The organism is Pusillimonas sp. ANT_WB101, assembly GCF_008369125.1.
GTDB lineage: Bacteria > Pseudomonadota > Gammaproteobacteria > Burkholderiales > Burkholderiaceae_B > Allopusillimonas.
In genome coordinates this window covers 1,847,768-1,872,208 of sequence record NZ_VOAY01000001.1, presented here as the reverse complement: position 1 = coordinate 1,872,208, position 24,441 = coordinate 1,847,768, and the positions used below count along the sequence as shown (strand labels likewise).

Here is a 24,441-nt window from a genome sequence, read left to right as displayed (position 1 = left end):
TTTTTTCAAGGAAAGATTATATGGCGGTAAATGACCAGCGTCTGGTTTGGCTCGATATGGAGATGACCGGGCTAGATCCTGAAAAAGAACGCATTATTGAAGTGGCAATTGTTATCACGGAAGCGGATCTTGCTTTTGTCGCTGAAGGGCCTGTGCTTGTTATACATCAAAGCAATGAGTTGCTTGATGCCATGGATCGATGGAACACCGCGACACATGGTAAGAGTGGGCTTGTTGATAAAGTCAAGGCATCTACCTTAACCGAGGAAGAGGCCGAAGACCAGTTGCTTCAGTTCTTATTTCAGCATGTGCCTGCGGGCAAATCTCCACTCTGTGGCAACACGGTCGGGCAGGATCGCCGTTTTATGGTCAAGTACATGCCCCGCCTTGAGGCGTTTTTTCATTATCGCAATCTCGATGTAAGCACGCTCAAAGAGCTGTCGCTGCGCTGGAAACCCGAGGTTTACCGCAGTTTCGTCAAGCAGAGCAAGCACGAAGCCTTGGCTGATATCTACGAATCCATTGACGAGCTCAAGCACTACCGCGAGCATTTCATCAAGCTCTGATTGGTTTGCGTAGTAACTGGCTTGCATTGGCCGTTGCAGATACCACGCGGCCATGCTTGTGTTTAAGTAGTGCGCGATTTAATATGGCAAGGATGAAGCAGAAAACCTCGCACGAACAGGCTACCAGCTTGTTGCTTGATGACCAGTTGTGTTTTGCCCTGTACTCCACAGGGCTGGCCATGAACAAAATCTATCGCGGCTTGCTGCGCGATCTCGGGCTGACCTATCCACAATATCTTGTCATGTTGGTGCTCTGGGAGCGCGATGGCTTGACCGTGTCTGAAATCGGTGAGCGACTCTTTCTCGACTCGGCGACGCTTACGCCTCTGCTCAAACGGCTAGAAGCGGCGGGACTTGTGCATCGTCAAAGAGCCCAGGCCGACGAGCGTCAGGTTATTGTTTCTCTCGCTCCAGACGGCGAATCGCTCAAGAGCAGAGCAAATGCTGTGCAGCAAGGGGTCGTAGGTGCTACCCAGTGCTCGGCCGACGAGCTTGCTGACACCCGCAAAGCCCTTGAAAGCCTGCGAGAGCGCTTGCTTCGGGCTTGATGAGTTAGGGGGATGAAATGCTGGCCCAGTGTGCGGCCAGCTTGGCCAATGAGCGCACAGAAGCAGCACAAACGGCCTTGCTATACCTGACGTTAATGCGCAAGGGCAGATGCTGCCCTGACATGCCAAAAGGCAATGTAAGAGGATGACGGCGGCGCAGCGCTTGGTACCCAAGTGGAATAGGCGTTCAGGAATGAGCGTGGCCTAAGTGGGTGTGCCAGCCTCCTTGAATTCCGTCTGTAAAAGCTTGTCTGCCAGTTGGCTGCAAAGAACCAAGCGCGGTTTGAAATGAGGTAAGTAGCCAAGGGTGGTCTGAGTAAGTTGATTTTCTGCTGAGCCCGCTGCCTTAGGCGATGGATTTTATTGGGCTAGCCCTTTTTGACCGCAGAGTTTCCCTGGCCTACGGCACTTTGATTTGCAAAATTAAGTAGTTTGCTATTTAATAGTACGAGATGTTTTTCAAAGCAGTTAATGCCGCAAGTTTGCTTCTCGCGGAAATTGCATGATTATGCTGGCGTCAAAGTGCCCGTATAAACAGTTTTGTTTTTTAGTTATGTGGCGGTACACGCCGCCACACCGGCCACGAGCGGGGCCGTGCCCAACCCGCCACCTGATACTGTGTATCACTTGAATTTAACCAACAGGAGATTGCCATGTCTTTAGAAAAAGTTGTTTACCGCGCCCAGGCCACTGCAACTGGCGGCCGTGACGGTCGTGCGGTTTCGTCGGATGGCGTGCTGGATATCAAACTGGCCGTCCCAACCGAAATGGGTGGAGCAGGTGGTGGCGCTAACCCCGAGCAGTTGTTTGCCGCCGGTTACTCGGCATGCTTTCTGGGTGCCCTTAAACTGGTGGCCTCGCGTGAGAAGGTCGAATTGCCAGCGAACACCAGCATTGACGGCTTGGTGGGTATTGGCCCTATCCCCAACGGTTTTGGCATTGAAGTTGAACTGAAAATTTCCGTGCCGGGTATGGAGCGTGAGCAGGCGCAGGCGCTGGTCGACAAGGCGCACATTGTTTGCCCTTATTCAAACGCGACGCGGGGCAATGTTGACGTGACGCTGACTGTTGTCTGATTGTTCTGTTACAGTCCGGCGACGGGGCACCCTGATAGGCCCTTATTCGAACGCGACGCGGGGCAATGTTGATGTGACGTTGACTGTCGTCTGATTGTTCTGTTACTGGCAGGCAAACGGGGCACCCTAATGGTGCCCCGTTTGCCTGCGCGGCACTTAAACGGCGCAGGCACGGTATTATTTGATATTCGGGCGTGTTCTTGGATGTACAAATGGCTATGCATGGGTTGCCTGCAGCAATAGCAGGTATAGGGGTAGACATACTGCGCTTTGAGCGCATCGAGCGTGTTTACGCCCGATGGGGCGAGCAATTCGTGCAACGCATTCTGGGCCCGCAAGAAATTGAGAAATTCCACCGACGCTATGCCAGCGACCCCGCGCGCGGGCTGCGTTTCCTGGCTACACGGTTTGCTGCCAAAGAGGCATTCTCCAAGGCGATCGGCCTGGGCATGCGCACACCCATGACCTGGTCACGCATGCAAACCCTTAATGAGGCCAGTGGCAAGCCGCGTGTGCATTTGTCGGGGCCGCTTGCTGACTGGTATGGTGAGCGGTTTGGCGCAGCCCATGTGTCTGTTACTGATGAGTCTGATACCGTAGCGGCCTTTGTCGTGGTCGAGGCGCTCCCGGCCCTAACTGTTTGAGAACCTATTTTATGAGCGAAAACACGTCACAAAGCACTTTGCCGCCCGGGCCTGTCATGGTTGATGTCGAAGGTGCGACGCTTACCGAACACGAGCGCGCACGACTGCGCAATCCATTGGTCGGCGGGGTCATTCTGTTTGCCCGAAATTTTGAAAACCGAGCCCAGTTATCAGCACTCTGCCAAGCTATTCACGAGGCGCGCACTGAGCCTTTGCTTATTGCTGTGGATCACGAAGGTGGTCGCGTGCAGCGTTTTCGCAGTGATGGGTTCACCGCAATTCCGGCCATGAGTGTTTTTGGTAATTTGTGGGCCGAAGACTCGCTGGCGGCCATGCGTCTGGCTTCTGAGACGGGGTACGTGCTGGGTGCTGAGTTGCGCGCCTGTGGCGTAGACCTTAGCTTTACGCCCGTGCTTGACCTCGATTACGGCGTAAGCCAGGTTATTGGTAATCGTGCGTTTCATCGCGATCCGCGTGTTGTGGCGCTGCTTGCACGCGCCCTGATTCAGGGCCTGATGCTGGCCGGCATGTCAGCATGCGGTAAGCACTTTCCTGGCCATGGCGCCGTTGAGGCAGATTCTCACCATGAGATTCCGGTCGACGGACGCAGCTTCGACGAAATCATGCAGGAAGATGCTGCACCCTACGGTTGGCTGGGCGATATGGTATTACCTTCCGTCATGCCTGCCCACGTTATTTATCGTGAAGTCGATCCCAATCCGGCCGGCTTCTCTCCTTTCTGGATACAAAAAGTACTGCGCCAAGATCTGGGCTACGATGGGGTGGTTTTTTCAGACGACCTCACCATGGAAGGGGCTACGGTCGCCGGCGATATTCTTGCCCGGGCCGAGGCCGCATTAACAGCAGGCTGCGACATGGTGTTGGTGTGTAACCGGCCAGATCTGGCCGATGAACTGCTGTCCAGGCTCAGACACATGCACGACCAAGACGCTGTGCAACGTATACGTCGTCTGATGCCCTCCGTGCCCGCGCCAGACTGGGATGCCCTGCAAGCAGATGAACGCTATCAATATGCCCGACGACTTCAATCTCAAATCGTTTCTGCTTGACCTGCCTCATCTGCCGGGTGTTTACCGGCATATTGATGAAAAAGGGGAGGTGCTGTACGTCGGCAAGGCGCGCGACCTGAAAAAACGCGTCAGCTCTTACTTCCAGAAAAACCTTTCGAGCCCGCGCATCAGCCATATGGTGTCGCGGGTAGTAAGGCTGGAGGTTACGGTTACGCGGTCCGAAGCCGAAGCGTTGTTGCTTGAAAATAATTTAATCAAGCGCCTCAAACCGCGCTACAACATTTTGTTCAGGGATGACAAGTCGTATCCCTACCTGATGTTTTCGGATCACGCGTTTCCGCGCATCGCCTATTACCGGGGCAATACCAGTGGCAAAGGGCGATTTTTCGGGCCGTATCCAAATGCCTGGGCCGTGCGCGAGACCATACAGATACTGCAGCGCGTTTTTCGTCTGCGCACGTGTGAAGACAGTGTTTTTGCCAACCGCTCGCGGCCCTGTTTGCTGTACCAGATTGGGCGATGTTCGGCGCCATGCGTCAACCTGATTTCGCAGGAAGATTATCAGGCTGATGTTCAAAGAGCGATTAAGTTTCTCGAGGGGCAGGCCGATGATGTGCTGCAGGATATCGGGCAGCGCATGCAGCAGGCTTCCGAAACCCTTGATTTTGAGCTGGCAGCAGTATTGCGTGACCAGATGCGGGCGTTGTCCAAGGTGTTGCAACAGCAATCCATGGAAAAAATCGGTAATGACGATGTCGATATTATTGCCGTGTTGGCAATGGGGGGCCGGGTGTGTGTGAATCTGGCCATGGTGCGTGGGGGGCGGCATTTGGGTGATAAACCTTTTTTCCCATCCAACACGCATGCCGATTCCAGTCTGGAAGACGTGCTGGCGGCGTTTATAGCGCAGCATTACGTAGACAGCGCCATGCCGCCGGTACTGGTTTGTTCGCACCGGCTGACTGATCCTGACTTACTGAGCCTGCTCGCAGAGCAGACGGGCGTCAAAGCACGTCTGTTGATCAAGCCTCAGGGTGTGCGCAAGACATGGCTGGAGCAGGCACAGCGCAATGCCGAGATGGCTTTGACACGTATGCTGGGTGAATCGACGGCGCGGGTTGCGCGTACCCAGGCGCTGGCGACTTCTCTTGATATGGATACGGATGAGGCGGCGCTGGATGCCATGCATGTTGAGTGCTTCGACATCAGCCACACTGCTGGTGAAGCCACCCAGGCCTCTTGTGTGGTCTATCGCCACAATGATATGCAGCCGTCACTTTATCGGCGTTACAACATCGCGGGTATTACACCGGGCGATGACTATGCCGCGATGCGACAGGTGCTGACGCGGCGGTTTGGCCGTGTGGCCGATGGTGATGCCGAGATGCCGTCGATTGTGCTTATCGATGGCGGTAAAGGGCAGGTTGAGGTTGCTCGTCAGGTATTTGTAGAGCTAGGTCTGGATACGCACGTACTGGTTGGCGTCGCCAAAGGAGAGGGGCGACGGGTGGGTCTGGAAACACTCGTGTTTGCCGATGAAAGGCCGGCGGTGGCGCTGGGCATAGAGTCGGCAGCCTTGATGCTAGTTGCGCAGATTCGTGACGAGGCCCATCGTTTTGCCATTACAGGTATGCGAGCCCGACGGGCGAAGGCGCGTAATGTATCGCGCCTGGAAGAGATCGAAGGTGTGGGTGCCCGCCGTCGGCAGAAGTTGCTTGCCCGATTTGGCGGGTTTTCGGGCGTAGTCGATGCCAGCATTGACGACTTGCGTTCGATAGACGGAATTTCCGATGAACTGGCAGAACGCATCTATCATGCGCTCCGATAGAGTAGTATTTCACTTATGCCTATAAATTTGCCCATTGCCCTGACTTGGTTACGCATTGCCATGATCCCGTTGATCGTGGCGCTGTTTTATTTGCCCGAACACTGGCTCTCGATGCCGATGCGAGATGCCGTGGCGGCTGCCGCCTTTATCGTTGCCGCACTTACTGACTGGTTTGACGGCTGGCTGGCACGGCGCTGGAATCAAACTTCTTCATTTGGTGCGTTTCTTGACCCGGTCGCCGACAAGCTCATGGTGTGCGCGGCCTTGCTTATTCTGCTAAATCTGGGCCGCGTTGATTCATTTATTGCGCTCATTATCATTGGCCGCGAGATCACCATTTCTGCTTTGCGCGAATGGATGGCCAAAATAGGTGCCAGTGGTAGTGTGGCTGTTCACCGCTTGGGCAAGTTCAAGACAGCAACGCAAATGGTGGCCATACCTTGCCTGCTGTACTGGCAACCGCTGTATGGCCTATCGTTACAGTTGCTGGGGCAGATCCTGATCGTAATAGCGGCCATTCTGACGGTTTGGTCTATGTGTTATTACCTGCGTCGTGCCTGGCCTGAGATCCGAAACAAATCAGATCAGCAACAGGCTTGATCTTTTTTCGGTGATAAAGACATGACCACCATCGCAGTTGAACAGGCTCAAGCTGCTGCAATCAAGCGCCAAGACTGGAAGATAATCAGTCTTATCGGAGCGGTGCATGCTTCATCTCACTTTTTTCAGCTGGTGTTGCCCACGCTTTATCTGTCTCTGGCGCATGAGTATGGCTACGACTTCGTCAAGCTCGGGCTACTGGCATCTGTGTTTTTTTTGGTATCTTGCCTGGGGCAGGCGTCTTCGGGGTTTGTGGTTGACCGCATAGGGCCCGCTCCGGTGCTGCGTTTTGGGCTTAGCTGTTTTGTGGTGGCCGGTATTTTGATCGGGCTGTCCACGGGCTATGCCATGTTAATGCTTGCCGCCGTTATAGGTGGCATCGGCAACTCCATCTTTCATCCCGTTGATTATTCCATTATCAATCATCGCGTCAGTGGCGAGCGCCTGGGGCATGCCTACAGTGCGCACGGTCTAACGGGTAACCTGGGCTGGGCGCTTACGCCGGTATTTATGGCGGCGCTTATCTATGCCGCCAATTGGCGGGTGGCTGCCTTTGGGGCTGCGGCTCTGGTTGGTTTTGTTCTGTTTCTTACCTGGTTGGGCCGAGATCTTCTTGGGGGGCGTAACGAGGCGTTTACGCCACCGGCCGAAGACAACGCGCAGAGCAGTGCCGCGCCAGACCTTGCGCGCCAGTCGGTAGGCCAGACCCTGGCAACCTTGCTGGTCCAGCCTGCGCTGTGGGGCGCCTTCCTGTTTTTTGCCTGCACATCCATCGCCTTGTCTGCAGTGCAGAACTACACCATTCCCATGCTGGGTGATGTCTATGGCATAGCCAAAGTCATGGCGGGTACAACGCTTTCAGCCTATATGGTTGCCGCAGCGGTAGGCATGGTGGCGGGGGGCTTTCTGGTAGGGACCACGCCCAATACAGAACGCACGGTATTTGTTTCTTTGCTGCTCGCGGGTGCGCTGCTGGTAGTTCTGGCGCTGGGCATGGTGCCGCCCGTGTTTGCCATGGCTTTGGTGGCTTTGGCAGGGTTTTGCTCGGGAGTGTCTGCTCCGTCGCGTGACATGCTGATCCGGCGTGTTACACCTAAAGGGGCAACTGGCACGGTGTACGGGCTGGTTTACTCTGGCATGGACGTGGGCTCATCACTGGCGCCAGTTAGCTTTGGGCTGCTGCTCGATGCCGGCTTTGGCCGCGGGCCCTGGTATGGCGCGGCCATTGCTTTTGTTGCAGCGGCCTTTCTTGCGGTGGGCGTTGCCAAGGCAGCAGGCAAATCTGTATCGATGATGCAGCGCGCGCGCGCCTGACCACTTATTGTCGTATCGTGCGTGCTGGCTGGGGTTGAGCCGGTTCGCTGCTGCGCCAAGGGTTGATATCAAGCCCGCCGCGTCGGGTATAACAGGCGCGCACAAACAAGGCTTGGGGTGCACAGGCTGCCCAAATATCACAAAACATTTTTTCTACGCAATGTTCATGAAACTCTGTATGGCGGCGTAGCGAAACAATGTACTCCAGTAACGCTTCGCGATTGATTTGCCGCCCCGTATACCTAACTTGTACGCTGCCCCAGTCTGGCTGCCCTGTTACCGGGCAGTTTGATTTAAGCAAATCAGACACGAGTGTTTCAGTAACAACGCTTGCGTTAGCAAGGCAGGCGAGTAGCTCAGGCGTGGGTGAGTAGTGTTGAATATCAATATCAGCTGCGTCGATATTTATACCCTCAAGTGGCTGACACTGTTGCCGATCATTGCCAGTTAGTGGCTCGAGACGTATATCTACCTGTTCGCCAATAGCCTTTTCAAGATCGCGGTGCATGATTGCACTGACAGCGGCAGCATCGACGTAGCGCTCTTCGCTGAATGAGTTCAGGTAAAGCTTGAAAGACTTGGATTCCACCAAGTTGGGGCTGGAGTGCGGAAAGATAAACTGACCCACGGCTACGATGGGCTTGCCTCTAGGCGTTAGCCAGGAGAGCTCGTAGGCATTCCAGATGTCGGTACCGTACCAGTTTTCAGGTGTAGGTAGGGTGTTGCGATTAGTGGATCGTGGAATCGGAAAGAGTAATAAAGGGTCGTATGCCTGCGGAAATACGACGTCATGCCCGAGTGGGGCATGTTCGAGCATGTTTTCTTGCATGATAAAAACGGATGTGTAAGGTGGCGGCGAGATGCCATTGTACGAAGCCTAGTTTGATTGTACCTTGAAGCCCTCTTTTTTCACGCTATGAAATACTCACTTCATAATGCGAAATGCTCTCGCTGCATTGCACGAATTTTCATTTCATAAAAGAAGAAAGCGTTTCACAATACAAAACAAGAACCGTAAACAATTGATTTGTATTGGTAAAATTTTCTGTCTTATATAAGACATAAGTGTTAGGTGCAGCGCAGCAACGGCGTACACTTTGTTCATGAATTACCCCTTTATTTCTTTGTCTATTTAAGGATGTCACCATGAGCACTCGAGAAAACGAAATACGCGCTTTGCAACGTACATGGGCAGAAGACCCACGCTGGCAAGGTATCAAGCGTGGCTACGGTGCAGAAGAAGTCGTGCGCCTTCGCGGTTCAATCACGGTTGAACACACGCTTGCCCGCCGTGGTGCAGAAAAGCTCTGGGATCTGCTGCACACCGAGCCTTTCGTCAACTCGTTGGGTGCGCTCACGGGCAACCAGGCCATGCAGCAAGTCAAGGCGGGTTTGAAGGCTATTTATCTTTCGGGCTGGCAGGTAGCTGGCGACGCCAATATTGCCGGTGAGATGTACCCCGATCAGTCGTTGTACCCCGCCAACTCGGTGCCTCTGGTGGTGCGTCGCATCAACAATTCGCTTACCCGATGCGACCAGATTCAATGGATGGAAGGCAAAAACCCTGGGGATGAGGGCTATATCGATTACTTCGCGCCTATTGTTGCAGACGCTGAAGCAGGGTTCGGTGGTGTTCTAAATGCTTTCGAGCTGATGAAATCCATGATTGATGCGGGTGCCGCTGGCGTTCACTTTGAGGACCAGCTGGCCTCTGTCAAGAAGTGCGGTCATATGGGTGGCAAAGTACTCGTGCCTACTCGTGATGCCGTGGCTAAGCTGGTGGCTGCCCGTCTGGCTGCTGACGTACAAGGCGTTTCTACATTGCTGCTGGCCCGCACGGACGCAGATGCGGCTGATCTCATTACCAGCGACATGGACCCTAATGATCAGCCGTTTGTAACCGGTGAACGCACTGCTGAAGGCTTTTTCCGTACACGTCCCGGCATTGATCAGGCGATCTCGCGTGGCCTGGCGTACGCACCATATGCCGATCTGATCTGGTGTGAAACATCCACGCCTAATCTTGAGTACGCCAAGAAGTTTGCCGATGCAATCCATCGCCAGTTCCCAGGCAAAATGCTGGCCTACAACTGCTCGCCTTCCTTTAACTGGAAGAAAAACGTTGACGACGCCACGATTGCGAAATTCCAGCGCGAGCTCGGTGCCATGGGTTACAAATATCAGTTCATCACACTGGCAGGCTTCCATGCACTGAACTACGGCATGTTTGAGCTGGCGCATGGCTATGCCCGTAACCAGATGAGCGCTTTTGTTGAACTGCAACAGAAAGAGTTCGCGGCGGCTGACCTTGGATTTACCGCTGTGAAGCATCAGCGCGAAGTGGGCACCGGTTATTTTGACGCTGTTACCCAGACTATCGAAGGCGGCCAGTCGTCCACTACGGCACTAACAGGCTCGACGGAAGAAGAGCAGTTTGAATCAGCTACGGTCTGAGTTTGTCGGGCTGATTGACAGCCCGACTCTCTGGTACTGAGGCATTATAAAAGCTCAAAGCCGGTAAAATCCTGTTTGTTTGCAGCATTTGGCAGCAAATTAGGTTTAGTCTTTCTGCCAAGATCGGTTTGATTTGGTATAGTGGCGCCGCCCGACTCCAAAGAGTTGGGCTGGCGCCACACTTATGTGCAGCCGCCACAATCGCGACAAGTCGGGTTCCCCTAGGGCACACCCGGGCCTTGATCTAAATCAACACCCGGGGTTTCCCCATATTCTATATTTTGGGCCATGCGCGCCTATTCAATTTTCTCTACGCCTCAAGGGCTGTCCGACGACGATCGTCTTGCGCGCCGTCGCATGCTGGCACGTATGGGTCTTGGCTGGTTGGCCATGATGCAGGTGATGATGTTCGCGTTTCCGGGGTATTTGCGGTCTGAAAGCATGGCGCCCGACAACCTCGCGCTCCTGGATGATGCCATTGTCATGATGAATTGGATCAGCCTGCTCATTACTGCTCCCATTATTTTGTATTGCGCTATCCCTGTGTGGCAGGGTGCGCTGACACAACTGCGCCGCGGTCGGGTAGGCATGGACGTGCCCGTAGCCCTCAGCATTGTTGCGGCATTTGTGCCCAGTGTGTATACGACGTGGACGGGGCGCGGTGAGGTCTATTTTGATTCGGCCACCATGTTCGTGGCGTTTCTGCTTACCGCTCGTTATCTTGAATTGTGCGCACGCCAGTCTGTTGATGCTGGCGCCAACCATCAGTTGGTCGAACAGTTCAGAAAGTCCATCTCGGGGCGTGCCAACACGCTTGCGTTCTGGTTTGTTGTTATTCAGCTTGCGCTGGCATTTATTGCTGGAGCAACGTGGTACATGCATGCGCCTGAACGTGCCATCGGCATCATGGTGGCGTTACTGGTCATGAGTTGCCCGTGCGCCATGGCCATGTCTGTGCCTACCGCTACGGCAGCGGCGCATGCCAGTCTGTCTTCCCAGCCGTTGCGCGCCGACGCTGATGTGCAATGCCTCATACAGTCCACAGACCGGATTGCCCGCCAGAATCTTTATGGTTCCATTGCCTGGCACTTGCTTATGACGCCGCTGGCAGCCATAGGACTTGTGCAGCCCTGGCTTGCTGCCATAAGCATGCTTCTATCGTCGCTGGCCGTTGCAGGCAACTCCTGGAGGTTGTATCGCCGTCACACGCATTCTGCAGCGGGTGGTTGGCAGGGGGCGCCGGCACAGGGCTGATCTATGTCTTCTCTGTTTTTACTGCTTCCTATCTCTCTTTTGCTGGTCATCGCAATTGGCGCTGCATTCTGGTGGGCTATTTTTGCTGGCCAGTTTGATGATGCCGGATCGGTCGGAGATTTGATACTGGAAGACGATGACCGAACGGCACCGACGGCGCCTGAGCCGACGGACTCGGCCAGGCCTTAAAGCCGACAGCCGCGAACAGAAAGATCCGAATTGATTTATTTATAGCGTTAACTTTTTATTGTTTAGGGGAAACTCATGGGCACTTTCGATACTGCGGGGAAGCAGGTCGAAGTCTTCAATTATGGGGTGGTCAGACAGTTCTCGATCGCCACCATATTTTGGGGCGTTATCGGCATGGCGGTGGGCGTATTAATCGCTGCACAGCTTATTTGGCCTGAGCTTAATTTTGAAACACCTTGGCTGAGCTACGGGCGCTTGCGGCCATTGCACACCAATGCTGTTATTTTTGCGTTTGGTGGTAATGCGTTGTTTGCAACGTCTTACTACGTGGTGCAACGTACCTGTCAAGTGCGTTTGTTCAGCGACAAATTGTCGGCATTTACCTTCTGGGGCTGGCAACTGGCGTTGGTGGCAGCAGTCATCACGCTGCCCATGGGCTTTACAAGCACCAAAGAATATGCAGAACTCGAGTGGCCAATTGATATTCTGATTGCGCTGGTCTGGATTGTGTATGCCATCGTTTTCTTCGGCACGATCGCCAAGCGGCGCGTCAAGCATATTTATGTGGCCAACTGGTTTTTTGGTTCGTATATTTTGACGATTGCCGTGCTGCATATTTTCAACAACCTGGAAATCCCTGTCGGCTGGTTCAAGTCATACTCCATATACAGTGGCGTGCAAGATGCCATGGTGCAGTGGTGGTACGGTCATAACGCGGTGGGCTTCTTCTTGACCACCAGCTTTCTGGGCATGATGTATTACTTTGTGCCCAAGCAGGCCGAGCGTCCTATTTACTCGTATCGTTTGTCCATTGTTCACTTCTGGGCGCTGGCGTTTACCTACATGTGGGCTGGCCCGCACCATCTTTTGTATACCTCATTGCCTGACTGGACCCAGTCGCTGGGCATGGCGCTGTCGCTTATTCTTCTTGCCCCTTCGTGGGGAGGCATGATCAACGGGGTTATGACGATGTCTGGCGCCTGGCACAAGTTGCGCACTGACCCCATTCTGAAGTTCATGGTGGTGTCGCTTTCGTTCTACGGCATGTCCACATTCGAAGGGTCGATGATGTCGATCCGCACGGTTAATGCCTTGTCGCACTACACCGATTGGACCGTGGGTCACGTGCACTCGGGTGCGCTGGGCTGGGTGGCCATGATTACTTTTGGTTCGCTCTATTACCTGATTCCGCGGCTGTATGGTCGTACACAAATGGCCAATATGCGTCTGGTCGATCTGCATTTCTGGATTGCCACGCTGGGCGTGGTGCTCTATATCGCTTCGATGTGGATTGCCGGTGTCATGCAAGGTTTGATGTGGCGCGCCACCGAGGCAGACGGAACCCTCACCTACAGCTTTGTTGAAGCCGTCAAGGCAACCTATCCGTTCTACGTAATTCGGCTTGCTGGCGGGTTGATGTTCCTGTCAGGTATGTGCGTGATGGCGTGGAATACCTGGATTACCGTGCGTGGCCAGACCAGGGTGAATCCTGAAGTGCCTTTGTTCAGCCCTGACGCGATTGATCCCGCGTTGCGCCGCCCGATCATGGCTACAGCTTGAGGAGAGCCTGAATTATGTCTAAGAAAGCTAGCGGTTTTTCGCACAAGCTGATTGAAACCAACGTCGGTCTGCTCATTATTTTGAGCATTCTGGTGATTTCTTTCGCAGGGCTGGTCCAGATCGTGCCGCTGTTTTTCCAGCATTCGATGACCACGCCCACAGAGGGTGTCAAACCTTACGAAGCCTTGAGGCTGGTGGGGCGTGATATCTATATACGTGAAGGTTGCGTTGGCTGTCACTCGCAGCAAATTCGCATGCTTAGCCACGAAGTGCAGCGTTATGGCCCTTACTCACTGGCTGGCGAATCCAGCTACGAGTTCCCATTTTTGTGGGGCTCCAAGCGCACCGGTCCCGATCTGGCGCGTGTGGGTCAGCGCTATTCAGACGACTGGCACCGCCTGCACCTGCGTGATCCGCGCATGGTTGTAAAGGAGTCGAATATGCCTGCCTACCCCTGGCTGCAGCACAACACAGTAGAAGGCACTAACGTGCAAACACGCATGAGCAGATTGCGCATGCTTGGTGTGCCATATACCGACGAAGAAATCCAGGCAGCGCCCGAAGCGCTCAAAGACAAGACCGAAGAAGATGCCGTCGTGGCTTATCTGCAGGGGCTGGGTGTGGCGGGGCGTGAGGCCGCAGCCAAGGTTGTTTCGGAAGGGGTGCGCTAAATGGCTGTCCTGAATGCAATCGCGACGCTGCTTGCCATGATCACTTTTCTGGGGATTGTGTGGTGGGCATTCTCGAGAGGGCGTGCGGACGCGAATCGTGAGGCGGCCATGCTGCCCTTCGCGTTGCCTGACGAGCCCGTGATGAATAAGAAAGAAGGGATCAATCATGAATGAATTTGTGAGCAGCTTCTGGAGCTGGTTCATTGCAGCCATTACGCTTGGCGGTATTGCCTTCTGTTTGTGGCTGTTGTATACGCAACGGGCATGGCTGGGCCGCCAGGTGCCAGCAGTCGAAGATACAGGCCATGTTTGGGACGGTGACCTGACTGAGCTCAATACGCCTGTACCACGCTGGTGGACGGTGTTTTACATTCTTTTGTGTGTGGCGGCCTTAGGTGTGCTGTTCTTGTACCCTGGGTTGGGTAGCTACGATGGCCTGCTGGGCTTTTCTGCAGCCAAAGAGGTCAAGCAGCACCAGGAGGCGCTCAGAGAGCGTATCGAGCCCCTGTACGCGGCCTACCGCGAAATGCCAATTACCGAAATTGCGCATGATGCTGAGGCCCGCCAAATTGGGCAAAGGCTGTTCTTGAACAACTGCGCACAATGCCACGGCTCAGACGCGCGCGGTGCCGGCAGTTTTCCCAACCTGACTGACGGCGACTGGCTATACGGTGGCGAGCCTGAAACCATTGTGCAGACGATTACCAAAGGCCGGCATGGCATCATGCCTCCATGGTCGGCACAGATCAGTGCATCCGAAGCGTCCAACATTGCGCAATATGTACGGTCGCTCTCAGGGCTGGCGGCAGACCAGCTGAAAGTGGTGCCAGGAAAACGTGGTTTTGACACGTTTTGCGTGGCCTGCCACGGCGTCGAAGGTAAAGGCAACCCCCTCGTGGGGGCCCCAAATCTGACAGACAATGTGTGGCTGTACGGCAGCTCAGAGGCGTCTATTGTTAAGACCATATTGAATGGACGTGAAAACATAATGCCTGCCCAAGAAGGCATTCTGAGTGAAGACCAGATCCGCATGCTTGCAGGTTGGGTGTGGGGTCTGTCGAATCCGGCATCCGCGGCGAAGTAAACGCATAGAGGCATACCATGAGTAGTAAACCCACCGTAAGGCCCGCTGAACCCAAAGCGGATGCCCAGGCCACGCCGGCATGGCGTCCGCCACGTGTTGAAAAGGTCAACGGGGGTTCCTCTCCGCAAGTTGAGAAAGCGCTTGCCGATGTACGCAACAAGATCTACCCGCGTTCGGTCACGGGGATATTTGCGCGCTGGCGCATCGTCATGGTGTTTCTCACGCAGTTGGTGTTCTATGGCCTGCCGTGGCTGCAATACAATGGTCGCCAGGCCGTGCTGTTCGATCTTGGGGCGCGCAAGTTTTATATCTTTGGTATGGTCTTGTGGCCTCAAGACGTTATTTATCTGGCTGTATTGCTGGTTCTGTCCGCCTTTGCGCTGTTTCTGTTTACCGCCATAGCCGGGCGTCTCTTCTGTGGTTATGCCTGTCCACAGACGGTTTATACCGAAATTTTCATGTGGGTCGAGCGCCGCATCGAAGGCGACAGACTGGCCCGTATTCGTCTGGATGAGGCACCCTGGGGCTGGCGCAAGCTTCGTCTCAAGGCCACCAAGCATCTTGTCTGGATAGCCATTGCCTGGTGGACGGGGTCTACGTTTATTGGGTATTTTGCGCCAATTCGTGAGCTTGGCATGGGGTTGCTGCACTTTACCCTGGGGCCCTGGCAGTGGTTCTGGATGGTGTTTTATTCATTTGCCACCTGGGGCAACGCGGGCTTTATGCGCGAAGCCGTTTGTCAGTATATGTGCCCGTATGCTCGCTTCCAGAGCGTCATGGTCGACGACGATACGTTCGTAGTTACTTACGACCACGTCCGTGGCGAGCCGCGTGGCGGGCGCTCACGCCGTATTGACCACAAAGAAGCAGGTATGGGCGACTGCGTTGACTGCAGTCTCTGTGTGCAGGTGTGCCCCACGGGTATCGATATCCGCGATGGCCTGCAGTACATGTGCATAGGCTGCGGCGCCTGTGTCGATGCCTGTGATCAAGTCATGGAAAAAATGGATTACGCTCCGGGTTTGATTCGCTATACCTCGGGTAGGGCAATTACCGACGGGCTGTCGCAACCTCAGGCTCGCAAGCGTCTGTTCAGGCCGCGTGTGCTTATTTACTCTGCGATTCTGACCCTGGTTGCCATAGGTTTCGTGGTTTCTCTGGTTACACGTACGACGCTACGGATGGATGTCATTCGAGACCGTGGTGCTCTCGGTCGTGAAGTGGCTGGAGGCGTGATCGAGAACGTATTCCGTCTGCAGTTGATCAATACATCTGAATCACCGCTAACTCTGACGCTCAGTGTTGACGGCTTGCCGGGCTTGTCGGTAGCGACGGCAGATGAAAACACGGATGTTGTCGAGGTGCCAGCCGCCTCGAATCGCCTGGTTCCCATTGTGGTGCGACTGCCGGCCAATAACGCCACGCCGGGGTTGCATAATATCGAAATTAAGTCGACTGGCCAGTACGATGATGGCAAGACAACAGTTGTTGCTGAAAAATCCAGCTATTTTGTACCAAATTAACGAAGGGGTATTGCCATGTCTCGAGCGGCTCAGCAACATTCAGGCCTAACACAGCAGGCGCACAGCAAACACGCGTTCACGGGTGTAGATCGTACGCCTGCTCCCAGACCCTGGTACAAGGAGCCCTGGCCTTGGATCATCATGGCAGGCCCGGCATTGGCTATTGTTGCGTGTGCCATTACCATTGTGCTGGCCGTGCAAAATTTCTCCGATGTGGCCATTACTGATGGTGGCGTCAAGCGCGGTTTGGTGGTTGAGCGGACGGACACCGCCAAGGCTGTGGGAGCCGAATCGGGGCAGAAGGTGACCTCACAGCAACAAGGGCCTGACGCTGCTGCCCGTTGACGCTACAATCGGCCAAAGCAATAACCACAACGGGAGATCAAGTATTATGCGGCGACGTTCATGGATGTGGATTTTATGGCCATCGTTTTTGGTGGGCGCGGCAACCAGCGCCACAGTGTTCGCGTTTATCGATCCGCTTGATATCGAGTTTTTAGGCCACATCAGTGCGAGCCGCCAGCAGGTTTATGCGGGCGGCTTTTTTCTGTTTTGGCTGATGTCGGCGCTATCGAGTGCGCTGACGCTGCATATGGCGCCACGCGGCATTATTCTTGACGAGTTTGGCGACCCGGTCAACGACTGAAGGTCTTGGGGCCTTGCCGTGTTCGAGGACGCAGGCAGGGTCTGGCCGTGTTCGAGGGCACATTATGCAAGAGCCTAGCAGTATCCGAGGGTGCCCTGAGCAACGGCCCAGCTGTGGTCAAGGGCCTCAGGCAAGAGCCCTGCCGTGTTCTAGATCACCACAGGCAGGGCAGAGCCTACCCGCAATCGTTTCCGGACAACTCCTGCAGAGTGCGCATATCGAGTATATGCACTTCACGCTGCTGAACGCGGATCAGGCCTTCGCGCGCAAATCTCGAAAATAATCGGCTAATGGTTTCGAGTGTGAGACCCAGGTAATTGCCGATTTCTTCGCGGCTCATACGCAAAATAAACTCGACCGGTGAGTACCCCAATATCGCCAACCGTTGCGACAGGTTGACCAGAAATGCGGCCAGCCTTTGCTCAGACCGCAAAGCACCCAAGGCCATGGCCAAGCGGTGTGATCGGTTGATTTCTTTGCTCATGAGGCGTCGAAACTGCGGCTGCAGGGAGGGTAATTTCTGCCCCAATATATCCAGTTCATTCAGGGGTATGACACATACTTCGCTGTCTTCAAGCGCAATTGCCTGGCATACGTGCGTGTTTTCAAGCAGGCCGTCAAGCCCCACGATCTCGCCGGGCAGTAAAAAGCCCGTAATTTGCATGTGGCCTGATGCGTCTTCAAGCTGAGTCTTCAACGAGCCGAAACGCAATCCGTATACGGCGTCAGCTTTGTCGCCCAGCTGAAACAATGCCTTGCCTTTCGGGATGCGTATGCGTTCCTGGACGAGTTCATCAAGTTGAGCTACCTCGTTGCGTGGCATGCCCAGTGGAAGGCATATCTCGCTGAGCATGCAGGTTGAGCAACGACTCGCTTCCGGTGTAAGGGTAATTCTTTTGGGCATAAATCTCGTCTTGGTGGACAGCTAATAATGACATTAGCTTGTCGGTGCTGCGCTGTTGCGACAGTACGGTGGGTATTGTAGGCGTTTTCAAACATGTGTTTGTTTCTGCTCAATACTTGAGATAGATCAAGTATACGAGACGCGCGACGCGATGTGGCGAAATCAAGGGTTTTTGGCGCAAAAGGGGTTGAAATCCTGCATTTCGACCACACCTATAGGCTATCCGGGCCAGCGGCCCCTTTTTAATTCGACGTGAAAAACCTATGCGATTCGATAAACTCACCACTAAGTTTCAGCAGGCCATCGCCGACGCACAAAGCCTGGCCGTAAGGCGTGACAACCCCTACATTGAGCCGGCGCATGTACTCTCGGCGCTGCTTTCCGATACTGACAGCGGCACGGGTAGTTTGCTCGCTCGCGCAGGCGTGTCAGCAACCCGCCTCACTTCGGCGCTCAACACCCAGATCGAAGGGTTTCCGCAAGTGCAGGGCGCAGAAGGCAATATTCAGGTTGGTCGTGACCTTCAGGCTGCCTTGGCGCGCACTGAAAAAGAAGCCGCGAGTCGTGGCGATACCTATATAGCCAGCGAGCTGTTTCTGTTAGCCATGGCCGATGACAAGGGCGAAACCGGCCGCATCTTGCGCGAAACCGGCCTGCAACGCAAGGCGCTTGAGGCGGCAATTGAAGCCGTCCGTGGTGGTGCTGCGGTGTCAGATGCTGAAGACGAGTCCAACCGAGAGGCACTTGCCAAATACACTACTGACGTGACAGAGCGTGCGCGGCTGGGCAAGCTTGATCCCGTTATCGGGCGAGACGACGAAATCCGCCGTACCATCCAGATACTGCAACGCCGTACCAAAAACAACCCAGTGCTCATTGGTGAGCCTGGTGTGGGGAAAACAGCCATTGTTGAGGGGTTGGCTCAGCGCATCGTCAACAACGAGGTGCCTGAAACCCTTAAAGGCAAACGCGTGCTGTCGCTAGATCTTGCTTCGCTGCTGGCTGGTGCCAAGTACAGGGGCGAGTTTGAAGAGCGTCTCAAATCTGTGCTTAAAGAACTGTCGCAAGACGAAGGGCGTACCATTGTCTTCATTGATGAAATGCACACCATGGTGGGTGCCGGAAAAGCCGAAGGTGCCATGGATGCTGGCAACATGCTCAAGCCAGCGCTCTCGCGCGGCGAGCTCCACTGCATCGGCGCCACTACGCTTGACGAGTACCGTAAGTACATAGAAAAAGATGCTGCGCTTGAGCGCCGCTTCCAGAAAGTGCTGGTAAACGAGCCTGACGTCGAATCCACCATCGCCATTTTGCGTGGTCTGCAAGAGCGCTATGAGCTGCATCACGGCGTTGCCATTACTGATCCGGCCATTGTTGCGGCTGCCGAGCTGTCGCATCGCTACATTACTGACCGGTTTCTGCCCGATAAGGCCATTGACCTCATCGATGAGGCAGCGGCACGCATTCGCATGGAGATCGACTCCAAGCCCGAAGTCATGGACCGGCTTGATCGCCGTATTATTCAGTTAAAAATCGAGCGCGAGGCCGTCAATAAAGACAGCGATGACGCATCACGGCGACGCCTGAAAGTTATCGAAGACGAGCTGGTCGACTTGCAGCGTGAGTACAACGATTACGAAGAGGTCTGGAAGGCTGAGAAAGCCGCAGTTCAGGGTTCTCAGGCCATCAAAGAAGAAATCGAACGTGTACGTGCCGAAATGGGCGAGCTGCAGCGCAAAGGGCAGTACGACAAACTGGCTGAGCTGCAGTACGGCACATTGCCCGAGCTTGAGGCACGCCTCAAAACGGCAGAGGTGGGCAAGCAGGCGCCTGATCAAGATGACAGGCCTCGTTTGTTGCGCACAGAGGTTGGAGCCGAAGAGATCGCCGAGGTGGTTTCCCGTGCAACCGGTATCCCTGTTTCCAAAATGATGCAGGGTGAGCGTGAAAAACTGCTGCAAATGGAAAGCTACCTGCATAAGCGTGTGGTTGGTCAGGACGAAGCCGTCATGCTGGTGTCCGATGCCATTCGCCGCTCTCGTGCGGGCTTGTCTGATCCTTCACGCCCCTATGGCTCATTTTTGTTTCTGGGCCCTACCGGGGTGGGTAAAACCGAACTTACCAAGGCACTGGCAAGCTTTCTGTTTGACTCAGAAGACCACCTCATTCGTATCGATATGAGCGAGTTTATGGAAAAACACTCGGTTGCCCGACTGATCGGCGCACCTCCGGGGTATGTAGGCTATGAAGAGGGCGGCTATCTGACTGAGGCCGTACGTCGTAAGCCTTACAGTGTCATCCTGCTTGACGAGGTTGAAAAAGCGCACCCTGATGTGTTTAACGTGCTGCTGCAGGTGCTCGACGATGGGCGTCTCACCGATGGTCAGGGCCGTACTGTCGACTTTCGTAATACGGTCATCATCATGACTTCCAATCTGGGTTCGCATCATATCCAGAGTATGGCGGGTCAACCTTATGATGTGGTTAAGGAAGTAATCTGGGGCGAGCTTAAGCAGTCGTTCAGGCCCGAGTTCCTGAATCGCATTGATGAGGTGGTGGTATTCCATGGCCTTGAAGCCAAGCATATTGAGTCTATTGCCCGCATACAGGTGGCGCGACTGGGGCAGCGTCTTGCTGACAAAGACATGCGTCTTGAGGTAACTGACGCGGCCATTGCTCAGCTTGCACTGGCAGGTTTTGACCCTGTGTTTGGCGCCCGCCCGCTCAAGCGTGCAATACAGCAGTACATCGAAAACCCGGTGGCCAGGTTAATGCTCGAAGGCAAGTTTGGGCCCAACGATGTGGTGCCGGTTGACTGGGTCAACGATGAATTCGTGTTTGAGCGTACCTTGCAGTAAAACGCTGGGCCACGAGTAACTAAAGCAAGGCAACAAGGCCTGGCAAGTATATTCATGCTTGCCAGGCCTTTGTTTTGTAATGCAGCCCATTGGGTTAGGCGCTAAGCGATCAAACCTCGCCGCTGTCTTCCTGGCCGTAGTATTTGACGCCGATCTTGATGCGTTCGCGACCCTGTGATCTGCGGTAGCGGTTGGTATCGCGCAGCGAGTAGACGCAGCCGCAGTATTCTTGTTGGTAAAACGCTTCGCGCTTGCTGATTTCAATCATGCGCGCCGAACCACCGCCCTTGCGCCAGTTGTAGGTCCAGTAAATTAAGCCAGAGTAGCGTGCCGCAGCGCGCTCGCCGCAACCGTTGATCTGGTTCATGTCCTTCCAGCGCGAAATGCCCAATGAGCTGGAAATGGTGTCAAAGCCATTTTCGTGGGCATGCAGCGCCGTGCGCTCAAAACGCATATCGAAACAGACCGTGCAGCGCTCTCCGCGCTCAGGCTCGTTTTCAAGGCCTTTTACACGCTCGAACCAGTTGTCGCGATCGTAGTCGGCATCGATAAACGCAATATTGTGCTTCTCGGCGAAGCGGATGTTTTCGTTTTTGCGGATTTCGTATTCGCGGTCTGGATGGATGTTGGGGTTGTAAAAGTAAATGGCGTAGTCGATACCCGAAGCGGTTATGGCCTCCATGACTTCGCCTGAACAAGGCGCGCAGCAAGAGTGCAACAGTAGTTTTTTACGGTTTTCGGGCAGGACGAGTTGAGGGCGTTGTAGTTCGGTCATAACGTTAGCAGGCGCCAGAGACGCCTGGTAAATGTGGCTAATGGGCTGATTTTAGTCCCCAATCACAGCATTCCAAAGTTTGCATACGGCGTCTCGCTCTGGCACGAGCTGAGTAGCGGGTACTCGGGCCTTTTCTGCCCCCTGCAAACGCAGGGCGTGCTGACGTTTTCTAAACTCACGGTAGGCGTCAGCCACGGTGCTGGCCAACTCAACGGATATCAGGCCTGCGCGTGCAGCCAGCCCCAGCAGTGCGATATTGCCCAGATTGTCGAGCAAAACCGGATATTTACGGGCGTGGCACAAGACCAGATACTGAGTGATAAATTCAACGTCGACCATGCCACCTCTGTCATGTTTGATGTCAAAGTCATTACTGCGGTTGGGGTGTCCGGCGCTGATTTTTTTTCTCATGGAGCGCACTTCGTTTTTGAGCTCGTCAAGATCGCGCGGTAGTAACAGCACTCGTCGACGCACGGCTTCAAAACGTTCGCCAATTGCAGGGTCGCCGGCCACAAATCGTGCGCGCGTTATGGCCTGATGCTCCCAGGCCCAGGCATGCCGGGTTTGGTACTGCTCGAAGCCGTCTATGGATACGGCCAGAAGGCCTGCGTCGCCATCTGGGCGTAGCCGTAAGTCGATTTCATACAGACGGCCCGATGACGTCATGGTTGAAAGCCATGACGCCATGCGTCGCCCAAGCTTGGCATATAACTCGCTGGCGTCGTCATTGGGATCGTCGTACAGAAATACCAGATCGAGGTCGGACGCATAGCCCAGCTCTATGCCGCCAAGTTTGCCATAGGCAATGATGGCAAAATGTGGTGTGCCCGGGTTCTCGCGCCTGTCGCGCGGCAAAACCTGCGGCCACACACGGTAGATGGTTTCCGTGAGCATAAGGTCGGCCAGTGCGGAAAGCCGGTCAGCAAGCTGCTCAACCGTCAGCACACCTTCGAGATCCTGTGCCAAAAGCTGAAAACTAATCTGATGCTGTGTGTCGCGCATCAGGTTCATCTGTTGTTCAACATCGGGTTTGCCGTCAGGCAACACGCAGGCATCAAGTTCGCTACGTAGCTGTGTAGCGATTTCCTGAAAGTTTGGCGGCTGCATGAGTGAGTGCCATTCGATGAGGCTGTCGAGCAAAATTGGATGGCGTTGCAGGTAGTGCGACGCCCAAGGGCTGGCGCTGACAAGTCGGGCTACGCGCGCCAGAGTCTCTGGATACTCTGCCAGCAGCGCAAGGTACGCGCTGCGCTGCGAAATGTGTTCGACCAGATCGAGCAGAGCGGCTGCGGCGACGGCCGGACGCTCAGTTTTGGCTGCCACGCGTGCGATGGCAGGTAGTAGTGCCTCGACGCGCTCGCGGCTGGTGGCAGGCAGACTGCGCACCCGATGGCTTTCAAGCAAGGCATTCATGCGCTGGCAGACAACGTCAGCATCGTCACCCAGACATTGGCGTGCCAATTCGTCCAGGCTTGTGCAGGCGTCGTCAGAGCCTGCATCTGGGCCTTCACTGTTGCTGTCGTCGTCCCCTCCCATGCCGGCAATTCGGAACGCATCGCGAAAGGTCTGCGATACAAACTGGCGGTGGGCTGCAAGGGTGTCCTCAAAGGCGGGTCTGGTCATGCCCATGGCACTGGCCAGCCCCTCGCACAAGGCGGGGTCACGCGGCAATAAATGTGTCTGTTCATCTTCGCGATACTGCAGCATATGCTCGACGCGTCGTAAAAACATATAGGCTTTGGCCAGGTTCTCGGCTACGTCTGAAGCGATTACTCCCGCTTTGTCTTGTTTGTGCAGCGCGGATATGAGTGTGCGCTGCTGCAGCGAAGGCTGGCGACCACCGCGAATCAGCTGGTTAAGCTGTACGACAAACTCGATCTCGCGGATGCCGCCTTCGCCCAGCTTAATGTTGTGTAGGGTGTCAACGCCACTGCGCGCCAATGCACGGCGCTGCCAGTCTTGTCGTATACGTTCGCGCAAACCTCTTAACGAGGCCAGTGCATCGAAGTCAAAGTATTTACGATATACAAACGGACGACGCAGCGTTTCAAACTGCTCGCGTTGCGGAGCAGGATCGCTGTTGGCAAAAGCTTTGCACGGAATGACACGGCCTTTAAGCCAGGCGTACCGCTCCCATTCACGGCCTTGCACAACGAGGTAATGTTCGAGCGCATCCAGGCTCCAGGCCAGTGGGCCCGCATCGCCGTCAGGACGCAGCCGCAGGTCACTGCGGAATACTTGACCATCGGCGTCGATATCAGACAGCACAGGCATCATGCGCTGGGTCACTTTGCCATAAAATTCATGGTGACTGATCTTGCGCCGGCCGGTGGTTTCACCTTCTTCGGCGTAAAGCATGACAAGATCGATGTCGGAAGACACATTTAACTCGCGGCCCCCCAACTTGCCCATGCCGATAATAATCATTTCTTGCGGCAGCCCGGTTTCGGGGTCGGTTGGTACGCCATGTATTTCGGCCAGCGCAGTCATGACGCTTTTATACGCCTCGGCTACTGCAAGGTCTGCAAGCACCGTCATGGCGGTGATCACCTCTTGCAGTGGCGCCTGCCCCTCAATATCGCGTACAAGCAACGTAAAAAACACGCGTTCCCGTAGTTTTCTCAAAACGTGGCGCACTTGTTCGGGAGACATGGCGGCGTCGTCGCTGCTTTGTCTGAGCTCAATAAACCAGTCTTGTATGGTCTTACGAGTGACCGCATTGCTGGCGTGTTCAGCCAGCCAATGACAAAATGTAGCGTTGTTACCAACTTTGCGCCGCAGGGCGCCAGACCAGCGTAGCGCCGACTCTAATATAATGGGTTCAGGCATGAGGCACACAGAGGGATGGGCTAACAGAAAAAATACACGTCCTGTGCGAAGTAGCGACAAGACCCAAAAAGATACTGTAAATATAAC

22 protein-coding genes and 1 pseudogene are annotated in these 24,441 nt (G+C 54.7%); 19 read left to right on the top strand and 4 right to left on the bottom strand.

Annotated features, from left to right (window positions below):
• Positions 1 to 20 precede the first annotated feature (20 nt).
• The 8 genes from orn to FQ179_RS08380 all read left to right on the top strand — a co-directional run bounded on the left by orn (position 21) and on the right by FQ179_RS08380 (position 7,607).
• A complete protein-coding gene (orn, locus tag FQ179_RS08415) occupies positions 21 to 566 on the top strand; it encodes an oligoribonuclease (RefSeq protein ID WP_149396730.1) in 546 nt (181 codons plus the stop codon).
• 92 nt (positions 567 to 658) lie between these two features.
• Positions 659 to 1,114 carry a MarR family winged helix-turn-helix transcriptional regulator gene (locus FQ179_RS08410; RefSeq protein WP_188074537.1) on the top strand — a complete coding sequence of 152 codons (456 nt, stop codon included), beginning with the start codon at positions 659 to 661 and terminating at the stop codon, positions 1,112 to 1,114.
• Positions 1,115 to 1,767: 653 nt separating this feature from the next.
• Positions 1,768 to 2,190 (top strand): organic hydroperoxide resistance protein, encoded by a 423-nt coding sequence (locus tag FQ179_RS08405; RefSeq protein ID WP_149396728.1) that lies wholly within the window; start codon positions 1,768 to 1,770, stop codon positions 2,188 to 2,190.
• 212 nt (positions 2,191 to 2,402) lie between these two features.
• Entirely contained in the window at positions 2,403 to 2,834 is a 432-nt protein-coding gene (gene acpS / locus FQ179_RS08400; protein WP_149396727.1) for a holo-ACP synthase, read from the top strand.
• A gap of 11 nt (positions 2,835 to 2,845) precedes the next feature.
• Positions 2,846 to 3,904 carry a beta-N-acetylhexosaminidase gene (gene nagZ, locus FQ179_RS08395; RefSeq protein ID WP_149396726.1) on the top strand — a complete coding sequence of 353 codons (1,059 nt, stop codon included), beginning with the start codon at positions 2,846 to 2,848 and terminating at the stop codon, positions 3,902 to 3,904.
• Complete coding sequence (gene uvrC / locus FQ179_RS08390; protein ID WP_188074536.1) at positions 3,852 to 5,693, top strand: excinuclease ABC subunit UvrC; 1,842 nt, start codon at positions 3,852 to 3,854, stop codon at positions 5,691 to 5,693. The genes nagZ and uvrC overlap by 53 nt, the downstream gene beginning before the upstream one ends.
• Before the next feature lie 15 nt (positions 5,694 to 5,708).
• Complete coding sequence (gene pgsA / locus FQ179_RS08385) at positions 5,709 to 6,293, top strand: CDP-diacylglycerol--glycerol-3-phosphate 3-phosphatidyltransferase (protein WP_149396725.1); 585 nt, start codon at positions 5,709 to 5,711, stop codon at positions 6,291 to 6,293.
• Between the two features lie 21 nt (positions 6,294 to 6,314).
• A complete protein-coding gene (locus FQ179_RS08380) occupies positions 6,315 to 7,607 on the top strand; it encodes an MFS transporter (RefSeq protein WP_149396724.1) in 1,293 nt (430 codons plus the stop codon).
• Positions 7,608 to 7,611: 4 nt separating this feature from the next.
• On the opposite strand, the gene queF is transcribed toward FQ179_RS08380, so the two are convergent.
• The gene (gene queF, locus FQ179_RS08375) at positions 7,612 to 8,424 is read right to left on the bottom strand and encodes an NADPH-dependent 7-cyano-7-deazaguanine reductase QueF (RefSeq protein WP_149396723.1); all 813 of its coding nucleotides are present in this window, start codon (positions 8,422 to 8,424) and stop codon (positions 7,612 to 7,614) included.
• A gap of 329 nt (positions 8,425 to 8,753) precedes the next feature.
• Between queF and aceA the strand changes: the two genes are divergently transcribed.
• From aceA to FQ179_RS08325, 10 genes and pseudogenes are all read left to right on the top strand, one after another.
• Positions 8,754 to 10,061: an isocitrate lyase gene (gene aceA / locus FQ179_RS08370; RefSeq protein ID WP_149396722.1), complete on the top strand. Its 1,308-nt coding sequence runs from the start codon at positions 8,754 to 8,756 to the stop codon at positions 10,059 to 10,061.
• Positions 10,062 to 10,349: 288 nt separating this feature from the next.
• Positions 10,350 to 11,315, top strand: a complete 966-nt coding sequence (locus FQ179_RS08365) for a hypothetical protein (RefSeq protein ID WP_149396721.1) — start codon at positions 10,350 to 10,352, stop codon at positions 11,313 to 11,315.
• A 3-nt stretch (positions 11,316 to 11,318) separates the two neighbouring features.
• On the top strand, positions 11,319 to 11,504 hold the full coding sequence (gene ccoS, locus FQ179_RS08360; RefSeq protein WP_149396720.1) for a cbb3-type cytochrome oxidase assembly protein CcoS: 186 nt from the start codon (positions 11,319 to 11,321) through the stop codon (positions 11,502 to 11,504).
• Positions 11,505 to 11,579: 75 nt separating this feature from the next.
• Positions 11,580 to 13,064, top strand: a complete 1,485-nt coding sequence (gene ccoN / locus FQ179_RS08355) for a cytochrome-c oxidase, cbb3-type subunit I (RefSeq protein WP_149396719.1) — start codon at positions 11,580 to 11,582, stop codon at positions 13,062 to 13,064.
• A 14-nt stretch (positions 13,065 to 13,078) separates the two neighbouring features.
• Positions 13,079 to 13,735, top strand: coding sequence for a cytochrome-c oxidase, cbb3-type subunit II (gene ccoO, locus FQ179_RS08350; protein ID WP_149396718.1), 657 nt, complete (start codon positions 13,079 to 13,081; stop codon positions 13,733 to 13,735).
• A complete protein-coding gene (locus FQ179_RS08345; RefSeq protein WP_149396717.1) occupies positions 13,736 to 13,909 on the top strand; it encodes a CcoQ/FixQ family Cbb3-type cytochrome c oxidase assembly chaperone in 174 nt (57 codons plus the stop codon). It abuts the gene before it with no gap.
• Complete coding sequence (ccoP, locus tag FQ179_RS08340; protein WP_149396716.1) at positions 13,902 to 14,819, top strand: cytochrome-c oxidase, cbb3-type subunit III; 918 nt, start codon at positions 13,902 to 13,904, stop codon at positions 14,817 to 14,819. The genes FQ179_RS08345 and ccoP overlap by 8 nt, the downstream gene beginning before the upstream one ends.
• A 17-nt stretch (positions 14,820 to 14,836) precedes the next feature.
• The gene (ccoG, locus tag FQ179_RS08335; protein WP_149396715.1) at positions 14,837 to 16,342 is read left to right on the top strand and encodes a cytochrome c oxidase accessory protein CcoG; all 1,506 of its coding nucleotides are present in this window, start codon (positions 14,837 to 14,839) and stop codon (positions 16,340 to 16,342) included.
• 93 nt (positions 16,343 to 16,435) lie between these two features.
• A pseudogene (locus FQ179_RS08330) lies at positions 16,436 to 16,687 on the top strand (FixH family protein); the annotation flags it as partial.
• A gap of 46 nt (positions 16,688 to 16,733) precedes the next feature.
• Positions 16,734 to 16,988, top strand: coding sequence for a hypothetical protein (locus FQ179_RS08325; protein ID WP_188074535.1), 255 nt, complete (start codon positions 16,734 to 16,736; stop codon positions 16,986 to 16,988).
• Between the two features lie 175 nt (positions 16,989 to 17,163).
• On the opposite strand, the gene FQ179_RS08320 is transcribed toward FQ179_RS08325, so the two are convergent.
• Positions 17,164 to 17,892, bottom strand: coding sequence for a helix-turn-helix domain-containing protein (locus tag FQ179_RS08320; protein WP_149396713.1), 729 nt, complete (start codon positions 17,890 to 17,892; stop codon positions 17,164 to 17,166).
• A gap of 263 nt (positions 17,893 to 18,155) precedes the next feature.
• On the opposite strand from FQ179_RS08320, the gene clpB reads away from it, so the two are divergent.
• Positions 18,156 to 20,750, top strand: a complete 2,595-nt coding sequence (clpB, locus tag FQ179_RS08315) for an ATP-dependent chaperone ClpB (protein WP_149396712.1) — start codon at positions 18,156 to 18,158, stop codon at positions 20,748 to 20,750.
• Between the two features lie 109 nt (positions 20,751 to 20,859).
• Here the strand turns inward: clpB and FQ179_RS08310 are convergent, their stop codons facing one another.
• Together FQ179_RS08310 and glnE are read right to left on the bottom strand one after the other, a co-directional pair.
• The gene (locus tag FQ179_RS08310) at positions 20,860 to 21,525 is read right to left on the bottom strand and encodes an epoxyqueuosine reductase QueH (RefSeq protein WP_149396711.1); all 666 of its coding nucleotides are present in this window, start codon (positions 21,523 to 21,525) and stop codon (positions 20,860 to 20,862) included.
• A 51-nt stretch (positions 21,526 to 21,576) separates the two neighbouring features.
• Entirely contained in the window at positions 21,577 to 24,354 is a 2,778-nt protein-coding gene (glnE, locus tag FQ179_RS08305) for a bifunctional [glutamate--ammonia ligase]-adenylyl-L-tyrosine phosphorylase/[glutamate--ammonia-ligase] adenylyltransferase (RefSeq protein ID WP_149396710.1), read from the bottom strand.
• Positions 24,355 to 24,441: the final 87 nt, after the last annotated feature.

Bases quoted from the DNA above. Each gene is read 5' to 3' on its own strand.
- orn (WP_149396730.1), top strand. From the start codon at position 21: ATGGCGGTAAATGACCAGCGTCTGGTTTGGCTCGATATGGAGATGACC.
- FQ179_RS08410 (WP_188074537.1), top strand. From the start codon at position 659: ATGAAGCAGAAAACCTCGCACGAACAGGCTACCAGCTTGTTGCTTGAT.
- FQ179_RS08405 (WP_149396728.1), top strand. From the start codon at position 1,768: ATGTCTTTAGAAAAAGTTGTTTACCGCGCCCAGGCCACTGCAACTGGC.
- acpS (WP_149396727.1), top strand. From the start codon at position 2,403: ATGGCTATGCATGGGTTGCCTGCAGCAATAGCAGGTATAGGGGTAGAC.
- nagZ (WP_149396726.1), top strand. From the start codon at position 2,846: ATGAGCGAAAACACGTCACAAAGCACTTTGCCGCCCGGGCCTGTCATG.
- uvrC (WP_188074536.1), top strand. From the start codon at position 3,852: ATGAACGCTATCAATATGCCCGACGACTTCAATCTCAAATCGTTTCTG.
- pgsA (WP_149396725.1), top strand. From the start codon at position 5,709: ATGCCTATAAATTTGCCCATTGCCCTGACTTGGTTACGCATTGCCATG.
- FQ179_RS08380 (WP_149396724.1), top strand. From the start codon at position 6,315: ATGACCACCATCGCAGTTGAACAGGCTCAAGCTGCTGCAATCAAGCGC.
- queF (WP_149396723.1), bottom strand. From the start codon at position 8,424: ATGCTCGAACATGCCCCACTCGGGCATGACGTCGTATTTCCGCAGGCA.
- aceA (WP_149396722.1), top strand. From the start codon at position 8,754: ATGAGCACTCGAGAAAACGAAATACGCGCTTTGCAACGTACATGGGCA.
- FQ179_RS08365 (WP_149396721.1), top strand. From the start codon at position 10,350: ATGCGCGCCTATTCAATTTTCTCTACGCCTCAAGGGCTGTCCGACGAC.
- ccoS (WP_149396720.1), top strand. From the start codon at position 11,319: ATGTCTTCTCTGTTTTTACTGCTTCCTATCTCTCTTTTGCTGGTCATC.
- ccoN (WP_149396719.1), top strand. From the start codon at position 11,580: ATGGGCACTTTCGATACTGCGGGGAAGCAGGTCGAAGTCTTCAATTAT.
- ccoO (WP_149396718.1), top strand. From the start codon at position 13,079: ATGTCTAAGAAAGCTAGCGGTTTTTCGCACAAGCTGATTGAAACCAAC.
- FQ179_RS08345 (WP_149396717.1), top strand. From the start codon at position 13,736: ATGGCTGTCCTGAATGCAATCGCGACGCTGCTTGCCATGATCACTTTT.
- ccoP (WP_149396716.1), top strand. From the start codon at position 13,902: ATGAATGAATTTGTGAGCAGCTTCTGGAGCTGGTTCATTGCAGCCATT.
- ccoG (WP_149396715.1), top strand. From the start codon at position 14,837: ATGAGTAGTAAACCCACCGTAAGGCCCGCTGAACCCAAAGCGGATGCC.
- FQ179_RS08325 (WP_188074535.1), top strand. From the start codon at position 16,734: ATGCGGCGACGTTCATGGATGTGGATTTTATGGCCATCGTTTTTGGTG.
- FQ179_RS08320 (WP_149396713.1), bottom strand. From the start codon at position 17,892: ATGCCCAAAAGAATTACCCTTACACCGGAAGCGAGTCGTTGCTCAACC.
- clpB (WP_149396712.1), top strand. From the start codon at position 18,156: ATGCGATTCGATAAACTCACCACTAAGTTTCAGCAGGCCATCGCCGAC.
- FQ179_RS08310 (WP_149396711.1), bottom strand. From the start codon at position 21,525: ATGACCGAACTACAACGCCCTCAACTCGTCCTGCCCGAAAACCGTAAA.
- glnE (WP_149396710.1), bottom strand. From the start codon at position 24,354: ATGCCTGAACCCATTATATTAGAGTCGGCGCTACGCTGGTCTGGCGCC.